This is a genomic window from Vibrio sp. A37, assembly GCF_059777565.1.
Genome location: NZ_JBLNLI010000024.1, coordinates 1 through 19201 on the forward strand (window position 1 = coordinate 1; position 19201 = coordinate 19201).

The window sequence follows — 19201 nt, forward strand, 5'->3', positions numbered from 1 at the left end:
ATGATGCACGATATTGTCCAGACGAGCCCCTTATTATCTACGCATTGAGTCAACTATCGATGCTAACAATACAGATGGAGGGGCTATGATGAAATTCGTGGGGATCCCTCAGCCCTTAATGTTTGATTATTAAACACAGGGCGGCAACCCAGAACGCAATAGAGGTCGCCCAGCCTGTTAGAACGATAGGCACAAGCCATTTGCTGGCAACGATTGGAGGAACAAAGCCGTGTTTCTCTGCTTGCGTTAAAGGCCGTAATGATAGACATGCGGAAGTGGTTATAGCGCATGAGCCAAAAGGCAACGGTAACTGGTAAGTCGTCTACTTTATGCGGCTTCGCAATCAACAATGTTACCCGGTCGACAGCAAGAGCCTAACCCGACAGACTTCTATAGGGGAACGTGGAAACCCCTTATCACTCTCGGTAGTACGAGACAGTTAACTGCAAAGTTAACCTATGGTGGTGTGGGAACAGGAGGTCGAAAGAAGCGAATGCCAAACCGTAATCGTTTGGATACGGGTTTTAAGGTTATCCGGCACGAAAGTGAGCCCACGTTCGACTGGTCTTTTCTTGCAAGAGAACTCGAAGAACCATCATTAAGAGGAAAAGCAAATGACGACAATGAAGAGTAATACATTGAACGGTGCATCCTCTACTTGCCAACTGGACTGGAACACCATCGATTGGACGAAAGTCGAGAATCAAGTACGACGGCTTCAAGTGCGTATTGCAAAGGCAGTAAGTGAAGGGAAACAGGGCAAAGCTAAGGCGTTGCAATGGGTTCTTTCACACTCGTTTTCAGCAAAGCTACTTGCGACTAAACGAGTTATGCAAAACAATGGCAGCAAGACGGCTGGCATTGACGATGTTGTATGGACAACACCAAAGCAGAAACTACACGCTGCGAGAAGTATCAAACGAAGAGGATATCAGCCTCTTCCATTAAGACGTATTTATATCCCTAAAAAGAACGGGAAACTCCGCCCGCTCTCAATCCCGACAATGACTGATAGGGCACAGCAAGCTCTGTACTTGCTCACCTTAGAACCCATTACGGAAACTCTAGCCGATAAAAACTCTTACGGCTTCCGGCCCAAACGTTCATGTGCTGACTCTATTCAACAATGTTTCAATAGTTTAAGCCAAAAGAGTGCGGCAAAATGGGTCCTAGAAGGAGATATAAAGTCTTGCTTTGATAAAATCTCGCACTCATGGCTTCTCGAACATGTTCCAATGGACAAAACAGTTCTCAGGAAATGGTTAGAAGCCGGATACATAGAGAAAGCAGAGTTCCACTCCACTCAAGAAGGCACACCGCAAGGCGGGATTATTTCGCCGACATTACTCATCCATACTTTAACCGGCTTAGAACAAGCGGTAAAAGCCGCAGCCACTACCCGAGATAAGGTCAATGTTGTTGTGTATGCCGACGACTTTATCGTCACGGGTGTTTCAAAGGAAGTGCTCGAAACGAAGATAAAGCCAGCGATAATCGCCTTCTTAGAACAAAGAGGGTTAACACTCTCTGAGGAAAAGACACACATTACTCACATCACCGATGGATTTGATTTTCTCGGTTTTAACGTACGTAAGTACAAAAACAAGCTGCTTATCAAACCAGCCAAAGAGAATATCAAAGCCTTTTTAGCCAAGCTAAAAAGTACTATCGATGACAGTGGCTGTTCAACGACCGCAGAGCTTATCCGACAGCTCAACCCCAAAATAAGAGGATGGTCGAATTACTACAGGCATGTGGTGTCGAAACGTACTTTCACCTATGTAGACAATCGTATTTTCCGCATGCTTTGGCAGTGGGTAAAGCGCAGGCATCCAAACAAAAGTGCTCAGTGGCGCAAACAAAAGTATTACCGCTGTTGCGGACTGAGAAACTGGGTCTTTTCTGTGAAGACCTTTAATAAGGCTGGCTACGTGATTGACTATGATCTTGCTGAAGCATCCAAGGTAAAAATCCAACGACACATTAAAATTAGAGGAGATGCCAATCCTTATGACCCTAGCTACTATCAGTACTTCCTTAACCGTGAAAGGTTACAAAAGGAGAGACAGGCTCGTAGCATGATGAACTTGGATGGTTACTCTACATTTTAATATATCAAGAATTGCGTTTTACTACCGGGTCAACTTTGGCCTTGGAAAGGCTTGAGCCATGTGCTGGGAAACTCGCATGCATGGTTCTTAGGGGAGCTGGGGCTGGCGACAGTCCCATGCTTACCCGGCGAGCCAGAAATTCTCGATGTAATCAAGTCGGCGTGGTTATGTTGTCGCGCCCTTACACATAGCAGATGCTTCATGGCATAGCTTTGTTGTTAAGTTGGAATACAAGCTGAAAGAGCAAAGCAAGCATCTAGTTATGCTCGACCAGTGGTACGCCAGCTCTAAAACTTGCCATTGTTGCGGTCACAAAATGGAAGACATGCCCTTGTCGGTTCGCAAATGGGATTGCCCATCTTGCGGCACCACAGATATAGACCGCGACTTAAATGCCGTCCTCAATATTCGTGATAAAAGTATTCTGGAATTAAAGGCGGTTGGATAGTCGTCTCCGCTCATGGAATCTGCGTAAGTCTCGATACTATTGAACAACGGCTAATGGAATAAGAGGCATTACCCGATAAGAGCGATGAGAAGTCACATATGACGCCTGACATGTTGACTTTTAATCTATATTATAAATATAATAGGTGTAAATTACGGTAAATAATACTTAAAATTATATCTAATTCTATTTATAAACGACTCACCTTATTGTATTCAAAGGAGTTGAGATTTCTCGAATAACAATTAGTGAAGCAGCTAAGGAACAGCAAAAGAGATAGTGCGCGATAGTTGATATTGAGGTTTCAATGAAAAAGTTATCATGGTGTATTACGACATTTTTACTTCCGCTATTCCTGTTAGGGTGCAATTCAGAAGGTGCATTCGAAGATGACTCAAGCTCTAATAGTGGAATTAGATCTATTGTGTTGACAACAAATCAGGTGACCGCTAGAGGTCGAACTGATTACACGATACCAAAAGGTAACTCGTACCAATTAACGGCTACCGCATATTATGCTGATGGCTCTAACGACGATATTACCGATAGCGTAGCTTGGAATAACTCGTCGCCAGAGTTTCTGTCGGTGTCAAAAGGTGAAATAAAAGCACTAGGTCTTGGTTCGACAGTTATTTCTGCTCAATATGATGGAGTAACAAGTAATGAAATGGAATTTGAGATAACCGCAGCTGAGTTAGTTCATATACAAGTCACTCCCCCTATCAGCTCCCTAGCAAACGGATATACCTTGCAATTGGTTGCTACAGGAATTTATACCGATTTCACGGTAGAAAATATATCAAGTAGTGTTACATGGGAAAGTGCAAATACCAGTATCGCGACAGTAAGTTCATCAGGACTTCTATCAGCGAATGGGGTTGGTAGCACAACGATGAAAGCCACACTCGGTGGAATTGAAAGTCAATCTGCGAAGGTCAGTATTACTTCAGCAACTCTGAGTAGTATTCAGATTACCCCTCCAGCTCCAAGTGTGCCTTTGGGAATAGACAAACAATTAACCGCAATTGGGATTTTTAGTGACAACTCTACACTTAATATTTCAAATAGCGTAGCTTGGGCCAGTGGTGACACGGGGATTGTTTCCATAGATAGTGACGGGTTAGCAGAAAGTAAGTCGATCGGAAGCACAACTATTAGTGCCTCATTAAATAGTGTAACAAGTAACACCATTACAATGGAGGTTACGTCAGCTACGTTGTCCTCAATTCAAGTAACGTCTGCTATGGTGAATATTGCTGCTGGAGGTACCGAACAGCTTACTGCTATTGGGACCTATAGTGACTTAACTAATGTAGATATAACGAATAGTGTAAACTGGCAAAGTAGTAGTACTAGCGTTTCGACAGTGTCATCTTCAGGTTTAGTAAATGGAGTATCTAACGGTAATGCTACGGTAACTGCTACACTGGATAGTGTCACTAGCAATACTGTTAGTGTGACTGTATCCAGCGCAACTCTAGTGAGTATTCAGGTTACCCCAGTTACCCTAAGTGTGGCCTTAGGTGGCAGTAAAAATCTAACAGCTATAGGAACTTACAGCGACTCAACGAGTGCGGATATTACCAGTCTTGTCGCATGGGTCAGTAACGACACCGATATTGTCACAGTAGATAGTGAAGGCTTAGTAGAAAGTGCTGCAGTAGGTAGTACGACCATCACCGCATCTCTCGATTTTATTACAAGCAATAGCATTACTATGACAGTGTCATCGGCTACATTATCTAGGATACAAATTACTCCTGCAGTACCAAGCATTGCATTGGGTAATGAACAACAGTTTACAGCAATTGGAACATACACTGATTCAACGAGCTTGGATATTAGTAGTGACGTTGCTTGGATTATCAGTGATACAAGTGTGGCGACAATCACCACATTGGGACTCGTTGAAAGTGTGTCTGCAGGAAGTGCATCCATAACCGCTTACTTGGATGGTGTTACTAGCAATACCACTAATTTGACGGTGACATCGGCAACGTTAAGCTCGATTCTGGTCACACCTACCAGTGCTAGCTTGGCGTCAGGAAACACTCAACAGATGACGGCGATTGGCTCTTACAGTGACTCAACAGAGGTAGATATTTCTGGTAGCGTGGCATGGGTAAGTAATGATACTAGTGTTGCTACAGTGACTATATTAGGTGTTGTAGAAGGTATTTCAGCTGGCAGCACAAATATTACCGCTTATTTCGATGGGGTAACGAGCAATAGTTCCTCGATTACTGTCACGTCAGCGACATTATCTAGTATTCAAGTGACGCCATCATCCGAAAGCATAGCAATTGGTTACGAACAACAGTTTAGTGCAATAGGGACATACAGCGATGCGACAAACGTTGATATCAGTGGTTCAGTCACGTGGAAGAGCTCGGATACCAGTATAGCGGCAGTGACGAGCAATGGCTTGGCTGGAGGTATAGCGGTGGGAGAAACATCAATAACTGCCTATAGAGATGGAGTTAGTAGCAATACAGCAAGTTTGACGGTGACTTCGGCCATACTCACTAGCATAGATTTAACACCAGTATCACCAAGCATTACTGTCGGTAGCAGCCAACAAATGACTGCGTCAGGGACCTTTAGTGATGCAAGCATCCAAGATCTCACTAGCTCAGTCGCTTGGTTTAGCAACGATACGAGTATCGTGACAATTTCTAATGCTGGTCTTGTTGAGGCTATCGCAACGGGCTCTACAACGATACAAGCCTCACTAAATGGAGTCCCAAGTGGATCAATTACTGTCACCATATTAGCCGTGGCTCCATTTAGTATGTGTGGTATAGGGGTAGATGATACCGATACTTCAAATGCCGTTGGTTCATGTTTGAAAGTGGCAACCAATAGTGCCGGTGACTGGTTTACTTCAACTCCAAGTAAAGCAGTTGTTGACTTACTTGGATACACACTAAACGTTAATGACCCTACTGGCAAAACTTATGCCCAAGCTTATACAGGGAGTGGGGTTACTGGGCCGAATGGTACATTCTATGAATTTAATCTGATTGGCCATAGCTGGCCAAGCGCAGTTGGTGGACAGGCAGACAGGTGGTGTGATGATCTATCTACATTAAGTTTTGCTGGTAAAACAGATTGGCGATTACCGTCAAAAAACGAATTAGAAGGTTTTAGAATTGATAATGGCGGAGACCTTTATGTGTCACATGGTTGGCCAGTCGATAGGCCTTATTGGTCAAGTACCTCTTACTTAAGCTCAGGTAGCTTTTACAACGTATATCTGTGGGGTAGCAATACCAATACCAACTTAGCTCAAGATCCTAAAGGCGTAACTTGCATATCAGTCTCCAATTAGGTTGTACAAGGCGTATGCGAGGTCTTCCTATCTCTGGCCACCTTGGCTGTATCGATATCGAACTCGCACAAATCCGGACTTCTGATACGGTTCGTTGACTAGAGCATTTCTATTTTGTCTCTAAAGGTGGCCTATACACTTACCGATTCTGCCAGATGATAAGTGTTCTGTGCCGGCATACCACTATTCAAGCGATTTCCCGACACCTTGGTATTCGTTGGGGAAACGGCCAAGAGCATCGAGAAACACGTGCTGTCTCAGTCGCTTCCCTCACTAGGCGTTCGAAGCTTTTTGTACTTCGTGACTTTCCTGTACCGCCCCAAGCACATAGAGAAGGCATCTGCAACTATGCGAAATACGGGCTGACCAGTGCCAATCGAAGCCGGTAATGTGTCAATGGGCTTGTTAAGAAAGTGAGCAAGAGGAATCAGGGACACAGAATACTTCAAGTTAAAGATAATAAGGCAAATATCAGTGATAGAAACGCACACAATGTTTTATCCAAAAATCAAGCTCACTTAAGCGGAGAAGAGCCGAATAAATACGGCGTGTACCGTTACTGTCACTTTTGGATAGTTGCTCTATCGCCTTGTCACTACGAAGTTGTGATGTACTCGGATTGGCTATCAGTAAGAAGCGAGCGGATAGTAAATGAGGCAACTAAAAATAAAGCACAAACCCATATTTTTTCCACTGAGTTTTTATGCTTGATTTAATGAGCAGAAAAGGAAGGTTGTATTGAGGGAATTTCCCGCTAAGTTTTTTGTAGACAAAAAATGGAGAGGGTTGTGTTCGCTATCACATTGTAATCAGGACACGCAGTTCGCCAGGATAACTTTGAATCAATCACGTTCAAGGAGCCTCTTGAGCGAATATGGGTCCACTTAGAAGGAGACATGGCTGTTTCTCACGATTGGTTGAGTGAGCATTTAACCTTAGACCACGTCACATTGAGTGCCCTGTGCGAAGAATTCACGAGATCAAGATTGCTTCTTCACTCCGAAGAAGAGATGGTGTTGACCCTAAGGGCCATGTCCAGCTTTTCAGAAAACACGATGGAATTTATCTCTTTACGAATATGGATGACCGAGCATGTACTCGTCACGCTTTCACAGTCTCCCATCCCCGCAATAGACATGGCCGCCGAGGCGATTGTCAAAAAGACAAAAGGAAAAGGCTGATGAGAGATATGCTGACGATTGCCGATATCGATATTTTGCTAGGAGAGCAGCGGCAAATTGATATGCCGGTGGCGAAATTGTACACAGATACTGAGCTGTCTATTCCTGTCCATGTGCAACGAGCCAAAAAGCCCGGACCGATTGTTTTCGTGAGCGCCGCCATTCATGGTGATGAACTGAACGGTATTGAAATCATCCGTCGTTTAATCGATGTCCAATTGAACATCATTCGTGGGACATTAATTTTGGTGCCTATGGTAAATGTATATGGTGTACTGAATCAAAGCCGTTATCTTCCGGATAGACGTGACTTGAATCGCAGTTTTCCAGGGTCCGCCAAAGGCTCTTTGGCCGCACGGCTCGCACATACCTTCATGGTGAACATTGTCCGGCAATGTGACTACGGGATTGATTTGCATACTGGCGCCATTCATCGCTCTAACTTTCCCCAAATTCGAGCAAACTTGAGTGATGAGGATACGTTAGCCATGGCAAGGGTGTTCGGGGTCCCGGTCTTGTTGAATTCAGTGCTCAGAGATGGCTCACTGAGAGAAGCGGCGACGGCACATGGCACTAAAATACTGCTGTACGAATCAGGAGAAGCTCTGCGTTTTGATGAGATATCGATTCGCGCGGGAATGACGGGCATTAAAAACGTACTCATGAGTTTAGGTGTGATTCGTAAACAGCGCCGAAAAAAATTGAATATTGAGCCCTTTATTGCCAATAAAAGTGAGTGGATACGCGCCATGGGCAGTGGATTTGTGCGTGAATACGTCAAGTTAGGCGACCAAGTCGAGCGAGGGCAAACACTGGCAGACATCAATTCGCCGTTGGGTAAACTGATTCAACAAATTAAGTCTACTCGCTCTGGCATCATCATTGGAAAACAGAATATCCCGCTCGTTCAAGAAGGTGATGCCATGTTTCATGTTGCGTATTTTGGGAAAGACAAAGACGACGTCGTCGAGCACATTGAACTGATGCAGGAATCCTTACAATCAGAGTTAGAACAATCAAGGGAAATCAGCCATGGCAATGGATAGAATGATCATTGGCAATTTGGAGCTATGCCACCTACCCGAATTTGGTATTCACGATTTAGAAGTCCGTATTGATACCGGGGCGAAAACATCTTCTTTGCACGTCGACAATATTCAAAAAGTGAAGAAGCAAGGACAGTTATACGTATCGTTTGATTTGCATCCCGACATTTATCAATTAGATGAGACGGTGAAATGTGAAGCGCTTGTGGTGGACTTACGTCGCATCAAATCCTCCAATGGTGACTCCGAGCAGCGGTGCGTTATACGCACACTATTCGAGCTTGGTGGACACCAATGGCCTATAGAGATCACCTTAACCAATAGACAAGAGATGAGCTATTCCATGTTGTTGGGGCGAGAAGGCATGGGCGATCGTGTATATGTCGACCCAAGCAGCACGTTTACTTTGATACAAGGCATCGCCGACGAAGACTAGCGGTGGATTAAGTGGATAGGAGGCAGATACCCCCTTATGACCGCCACCGCTATTGAGTTAACAATGCAAGAGCTTAAATACTAATTAGCAATAAACACATTTGCCAACATAAAGCCAAATGGAACGGCGGCAACGATTCCTAAGATGCCCGGCAAAATGAATGGGTGGTTAAAGAACTTAGAGCCGTTCCAGCGCTTACTCTCGTATGACCCTGTGTCATCAGTAGAGATGGCGAATGCCGATGTGGGGTAGATGTTGGTAATGTACATAGCACTCATAGCAACGAAACTACCGACGATAAACTCAGGTGCAATCCCCATACTGCCAGCAATTGGAATGAGCAGAGCACTAGTTGCGCCGTGACTAAACAACGCCGCACTGGTGATCCAGAAGATAAACGCCAGTAGCATAGGATAAGCTTCCAGCCAAATACCTGCTTGCGCTTTAATTTCTGGGATATGCGCACCAATAATGGTTCCACTTAACCACGCAATACCTAAGATGACGATGAGTGACTCAGCGCCGTCAGCAAGTACACTGGCTTTTTTTATAGTTTTCAAGTTGACCTTACAAGTAAAGGCAGTGATTAGTGCAGAGACAAACATGGTGATCACGATTAGGTCACGAGAGCCTAAACCATGACCGATCACTTTCTTGAACATCAGCATTAAAACTATAAAGGCTACCGACGCTAAGAAGATAAGTACTGAACGTTTTGCTTCTGGTACATCTGGAGCCTTGTCATCACTCAATTGAACTTTCTCTATCTGACCTCTTTCTATGCGTGCTTTGTAGATAGGATCATCTAGTAAGTCGCACCCCTGTCGAACCGCAACAAATGTTGCCACGCATGCTGCGACCAAGCCTGCTGGAATGATTACGGCGAGGACTGAGCCAAAGCTAACACCCATCTGCTCAACCACCACCCACATCGCTGCTGTTGCTGCTGAAATTGGGGAAGCAGTAATTGCGACTTGGCAAGCTACTACAGATGCTGTGAGTGGCTGGCTCGGCCTAACATTGGTCGACTTCGCCACTTGTTGGATAACATTAAGAATAGAAAGTGTTGTGTATTGCGTGCCAGACAAAACAGTTAAAGTAAACGTAGTCAGTGGAGCAAGTACATTGATATATTTAGGGTTATTGCGCAGTAGGCGCTCAGCAACTTTAACCATGTAGTCAAGCCCTCCAGCTCGTTGCATCACTGCAAGGGCCAAGATCACCGAAAGAATGATCAAGAGCACGGAGATGGGCATTTTCCCCGGTTCAAGACCAAAGCCAAATACCGCAATGGACATACCCACACCACCTGCAAGGCCGACACCGATACCGCCGAGTCTCGCAGCCAGAACCACAGTGGAAACGAGTAAGAGTAAATGCATATAAATCATGTGTGCTCCTCCACAAAGAAGTGCTCAATTTCAACCATTAATAGCTCTGGTACATCTTCAGGAATGTAGTGTCCCGACGGTAGTGGGTTGCCAACCACATTAGTTGCGACGAGTTTCCACTCTTCAATCACATCAAATACTTTACCTACCGTGCCAGTCACACCCCAGAAAACGCATAGTGGGCAGGTGATCTTGTTGCCAGACTCAATATCTCGTTGGTCATGCTCTAAGTCGATGGTTGCGGCAGCGCGATAATCTTCACAAATCCCTCGTGCAGCCCCCTCGAGTTTTAAGCAACGTGCGTATTCAGTAACTGCTTCTTTGGTGAAAGGTCCCATACCAGAGCTACGAGCACCAATAACGCTTTTGAGGTAAAGATGAGGGTCTGACTCAATCAAACTTTCGGGTAGCGGGGCTGGGCGAATTAGGAAAAACCAATGCCAGTATGCTCGAGCGAACTGTTCGTTGGTTTGCTGGTACATAGAGAGCGTGGGAGCAATGTCGAGTAGCATCATGCGTTCAACACGCTCTGAGTGGTCAAGTGCCAGGCGGTGAGCTACACGTGCACCGCGATCATGGGCAATAATTGAGAACTGTTTAAAGTCCAGTTGCTCCATGAGTTCAACCATATCTAACGCCATCATACGCTTTGAGTAGGTATAATGCGCTGAATCTGACTCTGGCTTGTCACTGTCACCATAACCGCGCAAGTCAGCAGCAATAACGGTGAAGCGCTTGGCAAGTTGGTCTGCAATCTTATGCCAAATATAGTGGGTTTGAGGGTGTCCATGTAGTAAGAGCAATGCAGGCCCTTGCCCGCCAATGCGATACTTTATGTTAACCCCATTAACAAAAAGTGTCGACTCTTTGTATCTGGAAAACATAACCGTATACTCCTAACAAATTGTTTCACATTAGTTTGTGCTTAGGCGTTAGGTCTGTTTTAATTGCCATTTAATTGCACATTAAGTCTACTATAGGCATACCCAATTTATGGATAAATAGGTAAATTATGGTTTTATCAAACACGAATCGTAAACAATTTCCTCTACCTGAAGATCTAAGGGTATTTTTAACTATAATTCGTAAAGAAAGCTTTGTCGCTGCCGCAGAAAATCTCGGTCAGTCACCAGCCTATATAAGCAAGCGAATTAATATTCTCGAAAAAACTCTCGGTACAAAACTGTTTCACCGCTCTGCGCGAAAAGTGGCTTTAACTGAAGATGGAATCCATGCTCAAAAATGGGCCACACGGATCATTGAAGATATGGATAACTTCATTGATGACTTATCAAAGGTGAGCCAAACTGCGCGTGGTACTCTAAACATCTGCTGTAGCTTTGGTTTTGGTCGAAATCATATCTCAAAAGCTATCTCCCAGTTAGCCGAGCAATTCCCAGAGTTAGAGATTCGCTTAGAAGTGTTTGATCGAGCAGTGGAGTTGATCCAGGAAGGATTCGACTTAGAGATCCGTGTAGGTAATGATCTTCCCCAACAACACATCTGTAAGCCGCTAGTCGATAACCAGAGGATTCTGTGTGCAAGTCCTGAGTACCTATCGCAGTTTGGTGAACCAACAACCTTGACTGACTTAGAAGAGCATAACTGTTTAGTTATCAAAGAACGAAATATACCATTTGGTATATGGAGTTTGAGTGATGCTGTGAGTGAAACAACCGTAAAAATTCCCGCGCGGTTATCTTCCAACAGCGGCGAAATCGTACTGCAATGGGCGCTTGATGGAAGAGGAATCATTCTGCGTTCTCTTTGGGATGTGGAAAGGTATCTCAAAAGTGGTGAGCTAGTTCAGGTTTTGCCTCAGTATGCTCAAAACGCCAATATCTGGGCTATTTATCCTACTCGTTTATCACACTCAGCTAAGCTGCGCGCATGTGTTGAAAGTCTGCAACTTTACTTTGAGCAATCAGGACTAATTCACGATTCGTGAATTATTGAAGTACAAACGGCATGTTGATTCACAAATGTAATTTAATAAGCTGATGCTTACCAGTATAAATTGTGAGAATTACAATCATGACTCAACCCCGGACACTCTATGACAAACTCGTAGATTTTCATACTGTCTGTCATCTGGATGATGAGGGGCATGTTCTGCTCTATATCGACAAACAAGTACTCAACGAATACACCAGCCCGCAGGCATTTAGCGGCCTGCGTGAAAGTCAGCGAACAGTTGCGAGACCTAATACCCACCTTGGTGTCGTAGACCACGTGAACCCAACTACAGTGGAGCGTGATGAGTATATACCCGACGAGGGTGGTCAAGCTCAAGTCGACTATTTTCGTGAAAACTGTCAAGACTATGGAATAGAACTGTTTGATATCCTAGATAGGCGCCAAGGGATTGAGCACGTTGTGATGCCTGAGCAAGGGCTGATTTTGCCAGGAATGATGATTGCAGCGGGAGATAGCCATACCACCACCTACGGCGCGTTTGGTGCCTTTGGTTTTGGTATTGGTACATCAGAAATTGAACACCTTCTTGCCACTCAAACCTTAATCTATAAAAAACTCAAAACCATGCGTGTTACGGTTCGTGGCAAACTAGCAGAACATGTAATGTCGAAAGATATAGTGATGGAACTAGTACGTAAGGTTGGTGCATCTGGAGCGACAGGTTATGCACTTGAGTTTGTGGGGGAAGCCATTGATGAACTTAGTGTAGAAGCGCGAATGACCATCTGTAACATGGCGGTAGAAGCTGGAGCACGTGGTGCCTACATGGCCCCAGATCAGAGAGTTTACGACTACCTTAAAGGCAAACCACGAGTGCCACAAGGTAAATTATGGGATATGGCATTGGCATACTGGAAGACCTTAAAATCTGACTCGGATGCTGTTTTCGATGCTGAAGTAGTGATTGATGTTAGTACGCTAGAGCCAATGGTGAGCTGGGGAACGAGCCCAGATCAAGCTATTGCTATTTCTAAGTTAATCCCAACGGCTCAAGCTTCAAGCGAAGCTGATCAGCGCTCTTTAGAGTACATGGGACTTACGGCAAATCAACCTATTCGTGGTCTTTCCATCACCCACGCCTTTATTGGTTCTTGCACGAATGCGCGAATTGAAGATCTACGCAATGTGGCTGAGGTGGTGAAAGGTAAAAAGGTTGCAGAACATGTTCGCGCGATTGTGGTTCCAGGTTCAACCCTTGTTCGCGAACAAGCCGAGCAAGAAGGAATCGACCAGGCATTGATCGATGCAGGGTTTGAGTGGCGCCAATCAGGATGTTCAATGTGTTTAGCAATGAACAACGATGTTCTAAAGCCAGGAGATCGCTGCGCATCCAGCACTAATCGTAATTTTGAGGGCAGGCAAGGAGCAGGAGCAAGAACCCACTTAATGGGACCAACAATGGTTGCAGCAGCAGCAATCGCAGGAAAAATTGTGGATATTCGAGAAATGCACTAGGGATATATGATGGACAAGTTTATTAGCGAGGTGGGTATTGCCGCTCCTTATTTAGTACACAACGTCGATACGGATGTGATTATGCCAAAGCAGTTTCTAAAACGTATTGACCGAGCTGGATTGTCGGAGGGAGTGCTTTATGATCAGCGATTTTTATCTGCAGGAGTGCCAAACCCCGATTTTATTCTCAACAAACCTGACTGGCAAAACTCAAAGTTTTTAGTGGTGGGCGATAATTTTGGTTGTGGTTCTAGCCGTGAGTACGCTGTATGGGGGATTCAGCAACTAGGTATTAGAGCAATCATAGGTACTAGCTTTGCAGGGATCTTCTTTGATAACTGCCAGCGTAACGGGGTTTTATTGATCTCGCTGACATCTGAGCAGAGAGACGAACTGGGTTCGACGATCTCAAGTGAAGAATCACATCAGATCGAGATAGATTTGCTCCAGCAAACCATCACAACTTTGGTTGGTAACGTCTACTACTTTGACATCGATCCGCTTAGGAAAGAAGCATTACTCGATGGGAAGGATACTATAAGCGAAACTCTTAAGAACAAATTGCTTATTGAAGAATTTGAAGATACTCATCTTACAGCACATCCTTGGCTAAAATAACATCTAAGCAACCGAGTAACCCGAACTGACCTCCCCCCGCCCTATCGGGCGAGGGTTCTTATATCACTACAAAAACACATTTCTAGCTCAACACGCCTTCACTAGATTAGATTGCTCCAACCCCCGATCCAGTCGCTCCTTAGACTAACCCCGCCAGCCCGACGGTTTTTATATTTATTGCTGCGTTAATATCACGATCATGGTGCGCCTTACATTCAGGACACTCCCAATCACGGACATTCAACGGCAGAGATTCATGTACGAAACCACAACAGCTACAACGTTTAGAGCTAGGGAACCATTGATCCACTTCGGCAATAGTTCGTTCAGCCCATTCCGCTTTGTATTTGAGTTGACGGACGAGCTCGCCCCAACTCGCATCAGCGATATGCTTTGATAGTTTTGGATTTCGGATCATATTCTTCACAGCTAACGATTCGACGCAAACAACTTGGTTTTCGTTAATGATTTTGCGAGACAACTTGTGCAAGTTATCTAGTCGGCAATCGGCAATTTTAGCGTGTAGGCGCGCTACCTTTTGGCGTGCCTTGTCGCGGTTCTTACTGCCTTTCTTTTTCTTGGCGAGTTGACGCTGTAGGTATGCCAATTTGTTTTCATAGCGTTTAGTATGACGAGGATTACCGGCTTTCTCACCGCTATCTGTGATAAACAGGCTATTTAAACCTAAATCAATACCGGCCGTTTTAGCAGTGACAGGCCTTGGTTTAGACTCAAATTCGCAAAGCATCGACCTGATTTGTCTTTTGAAATAGTGATAGAACTAGGTTCACTTGGTCGCTCACGAGACCAGCGAATATCAAGCGGTTGTTTAGACTTGGCAATAAATAGCTGACCGTATTTGTGTCTAAAGGCAGCTTTGGTTAGCTTGATTGATTGCTAATCGTGCTTTCACTTGAATTTCGGGTATTTAGCGCGCTTGTCCCAAAAATTTTTGAACGCCTCCTGCTGATCGCGCAAGGCTTGTTGGAAGATAACGCTTGATACCTCTTTGAGCCATTCGAACTCTTGTTTTAGCGGGACTAGCCGTTTTTCTATCACTGAATGAGCGATGGACTCGCCCCGCTCATAATAAGCGTCAGTAGGGTATTTAAGAGAGTTATTCCAAACAAAGCGACTACAACAAAACGACTTTGTGAGTAGCTCGGCTTGCTGCTCTGTTGGATAAAATCTTTCTTTATAGGCTCGTTTCATAGCAATAATGGCTTATATAACCACCCGCATTGGGCGATGTTTTACGCCAAAGTTCGGTAAAGGTATCAATGCCACTAAATAGCCGTAATTGGGAACGCCTGATGAGCTAGAAAGTTATTTTTATAGCGATATAAGACCCTGCTCGATAGGGCAGGGGAGAACTCAGAATTAAAATATATAAGAGACCCCTAAAGCTGTAGTTGTATTTATTCCACTTTGAACAATTGGACTCCCCTCTACATCTCCTTCTAAATTTCGGTAAGTTACGCTAGCTGTAACACGAACTCTATCAGTGACATTATAGTAGCTTTTAATTGCAATAAAATAAGATGTATCGGCACCTGCATGGAATTCATTGAGTCCAGAAGCTTCGGATTCGGACTTACTAACTCCGTATAAATAATCAGTTAGCTTTGCATCCTCATATGTATAACCGAAAGTTGGTGAAATTCCCCACTGCTTAAAGAATATTGGCAGTTGCCATGTAGCTTCAGCGTAAGACCCATGGCTTCGGCCTAAAATGTCAGTCATTCCATTTAATTCAAATAGACCAAAGGGTGTATAAAGCTGATAACCAATACCTCCGTAAGCGGTTGGTTTGCGCTCGTTTAATTCTTGTATTTGCGTATTACTCGAGTCTGATGGTTTAAGAGTCCTCCCATCGTACTTAGCCCGAATTACTATATTTTGACCGATTCCCCCCAAACGAGTCACTGGAAAAACACGGTACCCAGCACTAAGTCCTCGTAAAAATAAATGCGGACCTTCATACCCTACTAGAGGGAAGACGATCTTATTTGAAGGTGTCCCTTTATAAACTTCAGGGGAATAAGAGGCTATAGCCCCAACAGATAATTCGGCTTTCGCACTAAATGCAGGGAACAGGAAAATAACAATAAAAGATATAATTTTTTTTGGTTTCATCACAAGATGTTCGATTAGTTTAGTTTAGTTTAGTTAAGGAATATAGTTAAACCGTAGTAAAGATCTTTCTTTTAAAGAGAAAAAAATTTTGTAACGGGACCTAAATCTAGCAATAAAAATATTTAGTTACCAGATACCTGACTAAGATCAAGAATATTTTAAACGGGGCCCATTTTTAACTCCTCTACTTCGACCGGAACCGCTTCGATTTCGCCCTCCAGAGTGTGGGAATCGAGAATTAACGAAATTGATAATATGTTTATCATTATTTTGTTGATCAAATTTGTAAATCAGTTCATTTGAGTATTCGGCTAAAGTTATCATGTCTTAAACACCATTCTGAATATAATACGTATATATTACCTAATAAAAATTATTTAGGCAACTTTATTCGTATACTTTACGTAATGTAAGGTTTGAAAGTATCAGGTCGATAAAATTAAGTGAGTTCTGAGCTGAAGAATTGTGAACTTTTGGTCATGACCCTAACTCATTGATATACTGTACTATCCAATATTTGAGAAATGGTTATGGCCACTATCACAGTACCCTGCTGTCTTTGTGAACCAACGAAACCTCTAAGAAAACATGGAACAGGTTCTACCGGATACCAACGCTTCCGTTGTCTAGACTGTAAACTCACGTTGCAGCTCTATTATGCGTATGAAGCGTGGAAACCTGATGTAAAAGAAAATAGTTCAGGTTTACGCGATACTGGTTGTGTAATAAAGGTGGGGTACAAGGCTGTTTTACGCACTCTAAAACATTCCAACCAAGACAAATAACCACCATCCCGTTTGATGCTGCCAATATTGAGCTGATTTGTGAAATCGATGAACAATGGTCATTCGTGGGAAACAAGAAAAATCAACGTTGGCTTTGGTGCGTTCATCGTACGTAAGTTTTATATGTAGTTCAAAAGGTTGGCGTTACGATCCAAGAGTTTTATTAGCACTGCATGAATAGGAGATGCTGATTTACAAGCTAAATTGGATTAATGGGAGGCTTTTTATAACTCATGGTTGATGGAAAGGAAAGACATCTGATGAGGCCCTCATGGAGAAAGTGAGGGCCTAGCATGTGCTGTTAGTTGAGGTTAGGGATCTCACACCTTATGACTGAATTTTAAAAAATTTAAATTCATGATTGAGACTCTCTATCACCTCTGAAATGACTTTGTTTGAACTCTCGGTGTGCTTTAACTCTTCAACGTTTTCCGAAACTAGGTGATTGATACTCTCCAATTGGGTTGAAATATCCAGCGTCACTGTCTTCTGCTCTTCGGATGCCGTTGACACAAGGGTGTTGGTTTCAGAGATGTCTCCAACTTTGTCAGAAATGTTTCTAAACGCATGCGTCAAGCTATTAGAAATTTCTTGAGCCTCCACCATCAACTCAGCATTACTTTTCATAAATTCGTCCGCTTGTTGAGATTGTTGTTGGAGCTGAGAGATGACATTTTGAATATCAACGGTCGACTTTTGCGTTTTGGACGCAAGAGAGCGAACTTCGTCTGCGACGACGGCAAATCCTCTACCATAACTGCCCGCTCTCGCCGCCTCTATTGCGGCATTGAGGGCGAGTAAATTGGTTTGTTCTGAAATCGTGTTGATGGTTTCTACCACAGTACTGATTTTTTCAGAATGTGTTCTCAATTCATCCACAATTTTCAGTGACTCAGACATGGCGTAATTCACTTGGCTCGCAATATCATCGGAGCGTTTTAGCGTTTCTGAACTTTCGTTGATAGTGTCAATGGCTTTTGAGGCTGCCCCTTCTGCTCTTTGAGCATTATTATATATCTCCGAAGCTGCAGAAGAGAGCTCTGAAGCCGCTGTTGCTACTTGACCAATTAAAGACTGCTCACGTTTAGCATTGCTGGAATTACAGCTAATATTTTCTGAAATATTCTCTTTTGAGACGGAGAGTTCTTTGACCGTGATATGAGATTTCTCTACAAATGACGATAAGTTTTTCGTGAGGACATTTAATGAGCTACTGATGCTGTCTAATTCATTATTGCAGTGAGGGATGTTATGCTCAGCTAACACCCCATTAGACAGTTCAATGATCCATCGACGGATTTTAGGCACATGCTTCAACTCTTTCTTAATGAGAAAATAGAGTAAAGCAATGAGCACAATACCACTTACCGAAAAAATAGTAATGATGATAGACAGTACTTGGTCGTTGCTTTTGATCATGCTGGCAAGTGGGATGATTGAATACAGCACATTCCCATCTCGTAATGTGGCTTTATTGACTGAGAACGACTCGCCTTTTTGGGTCTCGTAAATTAAGGCACTATTTGGCATGATGTCATTAAACGACGGTCGAATATCCAACAGGTTTTGTGCCAACCAAGATTTATTGACCTTGTCAGTAGAAAATACCGTTCCCTTGCTGTCAGTGATCGCAAATTCTCGATTATCATTGATGAGTGCATCACCATTGACATCGAACAACAACACCCCGACGATTTTCCCTTGCCATATGATAGGACTGGAAAATGTCACAACCGATATTCCGGTTTCTAGTGATGTGTAAATACTGGATTGATAAAAGCTCCGGCCTCCCTCAGTGACATCAATGAACCACGGCCTTCGTCGCTCTTTGGCGTTCCAATCTAATTTTTTGCCTAAAGATGCATATACGTTACCCTCAATATCTGCGACGCCAACGACAAGCAAGTTATCCGCCTTTTGAATTGCCATTGCAATGTTAATTAACTTGTCACTCTCTTTGTTTGCAACGATACTGGCTATCGAAGTAGAAATATTTTGTAAGCTCACTTTTTTGGCGTTAATGGCCTGCTCATAGAGTTGCGTTAACCCCTGCAGTTGAGCGTTGCCTTCCGTTTGCATGACCTCTTTTAAAAGTGATTTTTGAATATTGTATATCACGACGCTTGAGGCTAGGACCACACAAATAATACACAGTCCTAAATAAAGCCCAATTTTCTTTAACATAATGTTCCCTTTATATTATGTTGTCATTCTTTCACCTACCGACAGTGTTAACGCTCAGATCAAAAATTAACCGCATGTGAGTTCAACATGGGTCATGGTGAC

Annotated in this window: 16 protein-coding genes and 2 pseudogenes; 12 read left to right on the forward strand and 6 right to left on the reverse strand. The window is 43.6% G+C overall.

Annotated features, from left to right (window positions below):
* Positions 1 to 349: 349 nt before the first annotated feature.
* From ACM2FC_RS21410 to ACM2FC_RS21445, 8 genes and pseudogenes are all read left to right on the forward strand, one after another.
* Positions 350 to 634, forward strand: coding sequence for a hypothetical protein (locus ACM2FC_RS21410; protein ID WP_498483088.1), 285 nt, complete (start codon positions 350 to 352; stop codon positions 632 to 634).
* Entirely contained in the window at positions 615 to 2111 is a 1497-nt protein-coding gene (gene ltrA / locus ACM2FC_RS21415; RefSeq protein ID WP_498483089.1) for a group II intron reverse transcriptase/maturase, read from the forward strand. Before ACM2FC_RS21410 ends, ltrA begins: the two co-directional genes overlap by 20 nt.
* 187 nt (positions 2112 to 2298) lie before the next feature.
* The gene (locus ACM2FC_RS21420) at positions 2299 to 2559 is read left to right on the forward strand and encodes a zinc ribbon domain-containing protein (protein ID WP_498483115.1); all 261 of its coding nucleotides are present in this window, start codon (positions 2299 to 2301) and stop codon (positions 2557 to 2559) included.
* 307 nt (positions 2560 to 2866) lie between these two features.
* Positions 2867 to 5890 carry an Ig-like domain-containing protein gene (locus ACM2FC_RS21425; protein ID WP_498483090.1) on the forward strand — a complete coding sequence of 1008 codons (3024 nt, stop codon included), beginning with the start codon at positions 2867 to 2869 and terminating at the stop codon, positions 5888 to 5890.
* Between the two features lie 329 nt (positions 5891 to 6219).
* Positions 6220 to 6412, forward strand: a pseudogene (locus tag ACM2FC_RS21430) (transposase); the annotation flags it as partial.
* 350 nt (positions 6413 to 6762) lie between these two features.
* Positions 6763 to 7071: a CorA family divalent cation transporter gene (locus ACM2FC_RS21435; RefSeq protein WP_498483116.1), complete on the forward strand. Its 309-nt coding sequence runs from the start codon at positions 6763 to 6765 to the stop codon at positions 7069 to 7071.
* Positions 7071 to 8117, forward strand: coding sequence for a succinylglutamate desuccinylase/aspartoacylase family protein (locus tag ACM2FC_RS21440; RefSeq protein WP_498483091.1), 1047 nt, complete (start codon positions 7071 to 7073; stop codon positions 8115 to 8117). The genes ACM2FC_RS21435 and ACM2FC_RS21440 overlap by 1 nt, the downstream gene beginning before the upstream one ends.
* Positions 8110 to 8553, forward strand: a complete 444-nt coding sequence (locus ACM2FC_RS21445) for an ATP-dependent zinc protease family protein (protein WP_498483117.1) — start codon at positions 8110 to 8112, stop codon at positions 8551 to 8553. The genes ACM2FC_RS21440 and ACM2FC_RS21445 overlap by 8 nt, the downstream gene beginning before the upstream one ends.
* Positions 8554 to 8633: 80 nt before the next feature.
* On the opposite strand, the gene ACM2FC_RS21450 is transcribed toward ACM2FC_RS21445, so the two are convergent.
* Positions 8634 to 9944, reverse strand: coding sequence for an anaerobic C4-dicarboxylate transporter family protein (locus ACM2FC_RS21450; RefSeq protein WP_498483092.1), 1311 nt, complete (start codon positions 9942 to 9944; stop codon positions 8634 to 8636).
* Positions 9941 to 10828: an alpha/beta fold hydrolase gene (locus ACM2FC_RS21455; protein WP_498483093.1), complete on the reverse strand. Its 888-nt coding sequence runs from the start codon at positions 10826 to 10828 to the stop codon at positions 9941 to 9943. The genes ACM2FC_RS21450 and ACM2FC_RS21455 overlap by 4 nt, the downstream gene beginning before the upstream one ends.
* A gap of 128 nt (positions 10829 to 10956) precedes the next feature.
* On the opposite strand from ACM2FC_RS21455, the gene ACM2FC_RS21460 reads away from it, so the two are divergent.
* The 3 genes from ACM2FC_RS21460 (at position 10957) to leuD (ending at position 13994) form a co-directional block, all read left to right on the forward strand.
* Positions 10957 to 11892, forward strand: a complete 936-nt coding sequence (locus ACM2FC_RS21460) for a LysR substrate-binding domain-containing protein (protein ID WP_498483094.1) — start codon at positions 10957 to 10959, stop codon at positions 11890 to 11892.
* An 86-nt stretch (positions 11893 to 11978) separates the two neighbouring features.
* Positions 11979 to 13376 carry a 3-isopropylmalate dehydratase large subunit gene (gene leuC, locus ACM2FC_RS21465; protein ID WP_498483095.1) on the forward strand — a complete coding sequence of 466 codons (1398 nt, stop codon included), beginning with the start codon at positions 11979 to 11981 and terminating at the stop codon, positions 13374 to 13376.
* 9 nt (positions 13377 to 13385) lie between these two features.
* Positions 13386 to 13994, forward strand: a complete 609-nt coding sequence (leuD, locus tag ACM2FC_RS21470; RefSeq protein WP_498483096.1) for a 3-isopropylmalate dehydratase small subunit — start codon at positions 13386 to 13388, stop codon at positions 13992 to 13994.
* 139 nt (positions 13995 to 14133) lie between these two features.
* Here the strand turns inward: leuD and ACM2FC_RS21475 are convergent, their stop codons facing one another.
* The 3 genes from ACM2FC_RS21475 to ACM2FC_RS21485 all read right to left on the reverse strand — a co-directional run bounded on the left by ACM2FC_RS21475 (position 14134) and on the right by ACM2FC_RS21485 (position 16130).
* Positions 14134 to 14742 carry an RNA-guided endonuclease TnpB family protein gene (locus tag ACM2FC_RS21475; protein ID WP_498483097.1) on the reverse strand — a complete coding sequence of 203 codons (609 nt, stop codon included), beginning with the start codon at positions 14740 to 14742 and terminating at the stop codon, positions 14134 to 14136.
* Positions 14743 to 14903: 161 nt separating this feature from the next.
* Positions 14904 to 15206: a helix-turn-helix domain-containing protein gene (locus tag ACM2FC_RS21480; protein WP_498483098.1), complete on the reverse strand. Its 303-nt coding sequence runs from the start codon at positions 15204 to 15206 to the stop codon at positions 14904 to 14906.
* 168 nt (positions 15207 to 15374) lie between these two features.
* Positions 15375 to 16130, reverse strand: a complete 756-nt coding sequence (locus ACM2FC_RS21485) for a MipA/OmpV family protein (protein ID WP_498483118.1) — start codon at positions 16128 to 16130, stop codon at positions 15375 to 15377.
* Between the two features lie 530 nt (positions 16131 to 16660).
* On the opposite strand from ACM2FC_RS21485, the pseudogene ACM2FC_RS21490 reads away from it, so the two are divergent.
* A pseudogene (locus ACM2FC_RS21490) lies at positions 16661 to 17013 on the forward strand (IS1 family transposase); the annotation flags it as partial.
* A gap of 229 nt (positions 17014 to 17242) precedes the next feature.
* Here the strand turns inward: ACM2FC_RS21490 and ACM2FC_RS21495 are convergent.
* Complete coding sequence (locus ACM2FC_RS21495) at positions 17243 to 19099, reverse strand: methyl-accepting chemotaxis protein (protein WP_498483099.1); 1857 nt, start codon at positions 19097 to 19099, stop codon at positions 17243 to 17245.
* Between the last annotated feature and the right edge of the window lie 102 nt (positions 19100 to 19201).

Bases quoted from the DNA above. Each gene is read 5' to 3' on its own strand.
- ACM2FC_RS21455 (WP_498483093.1), bottom strand. From the start codon at position 10,828: ATGTTTTCCAGATACAAAGAGTCGACACTTTTTGTTAATGGGGTTAAC.
- ACM2FC_RS21410 (WP_498483088.1), top strand. From the start codon at position 350: ATGTTACCCGGTCGACAGCAAGAGCCTAACCCGACAGACTTCTATAGG.
- ACM2FC_RS21475 (WP_498483097.1), bottom strand. From the start codon at position 14,742: ATGCTTTGCGAATTTGAGTCTAAACCAAGGCCTGTCACTGCTAAAACG.
- leuD (WP_498483096.1), top strand. From the start codon at position 13,386: ATGGACAAGTTTATTAGCGAGGTGGGTATTGCCGCTCCTTATTTAGTA.
- ACM2FC_RS21440 (WP_498483091.1), top strand. From the start codon at position 7,071: ATGAGAGATATGCTGACGATTGCCGATATCGATATTTTGCTAGGAGAG.
- ACM2FC_RS21495 (WP_498483099.1), bottom strand. From the start codon at position 19,099: ATGTTAAAGAAAATTGGGCTTTATTTAGGACTGTGTATTATTTGTGTG.
- ACM2FC_RS21445 (WP_498483117.1), top strand. From the start codon at position 8,110: ATGGATAGAATGATCATTGGCAATTTGGAGCTATGCCACCTACCCGAA.
- ACM2FC_RS21450 (WP_498483092.1), bottom strand. From the start codon at position 9,944: ATGATTTATATGCATTTACTCTTACTCGTTTCCACTGTGGTTCTGGCT.
- ltrA (WP_498483089.1), top strand. From the start codon at position 615: ATGACGACAATGAAGAGTAATACATTGAACGGTGCATCCTCTACTTGC.
- leuC (WP_498483095.1), top strand. From the start codon at position 11,979: ATGACTCAACCCCGGACACTCTATGACAAACTCGTAGATTTTCATACT.
- ACM2FC_RS21460 (WP_498483094.1), top strand. From the start codon at position 10,957: ATGGTTTTATCAAACACGAATCGTAAACAATTTCCTCTACCTGAAGAT.
- ACM2FC_RS21485 (WP_498483118.1), bottom strand. From the start codon at position 16,130: ATGAAACCAAAAAAAATTATATCTTTTATTGTTATTTTCCTGTTCCCT.
- ACM2FC_RS21425 (WP_498483090.1), top strand. From the start codon at position 2,867: ATGAAAAAGTTATCATGGTGTATTACGACATTTTTACTTCCGCTATTC.
- ACM2FC_RS21480 (WP_498483098.1), bottom strand. From the start codon at position 15,206: ATGAAACGAGCCTATAAAGAAAGATTTTATCCAACAGAGCAGCAAGCC.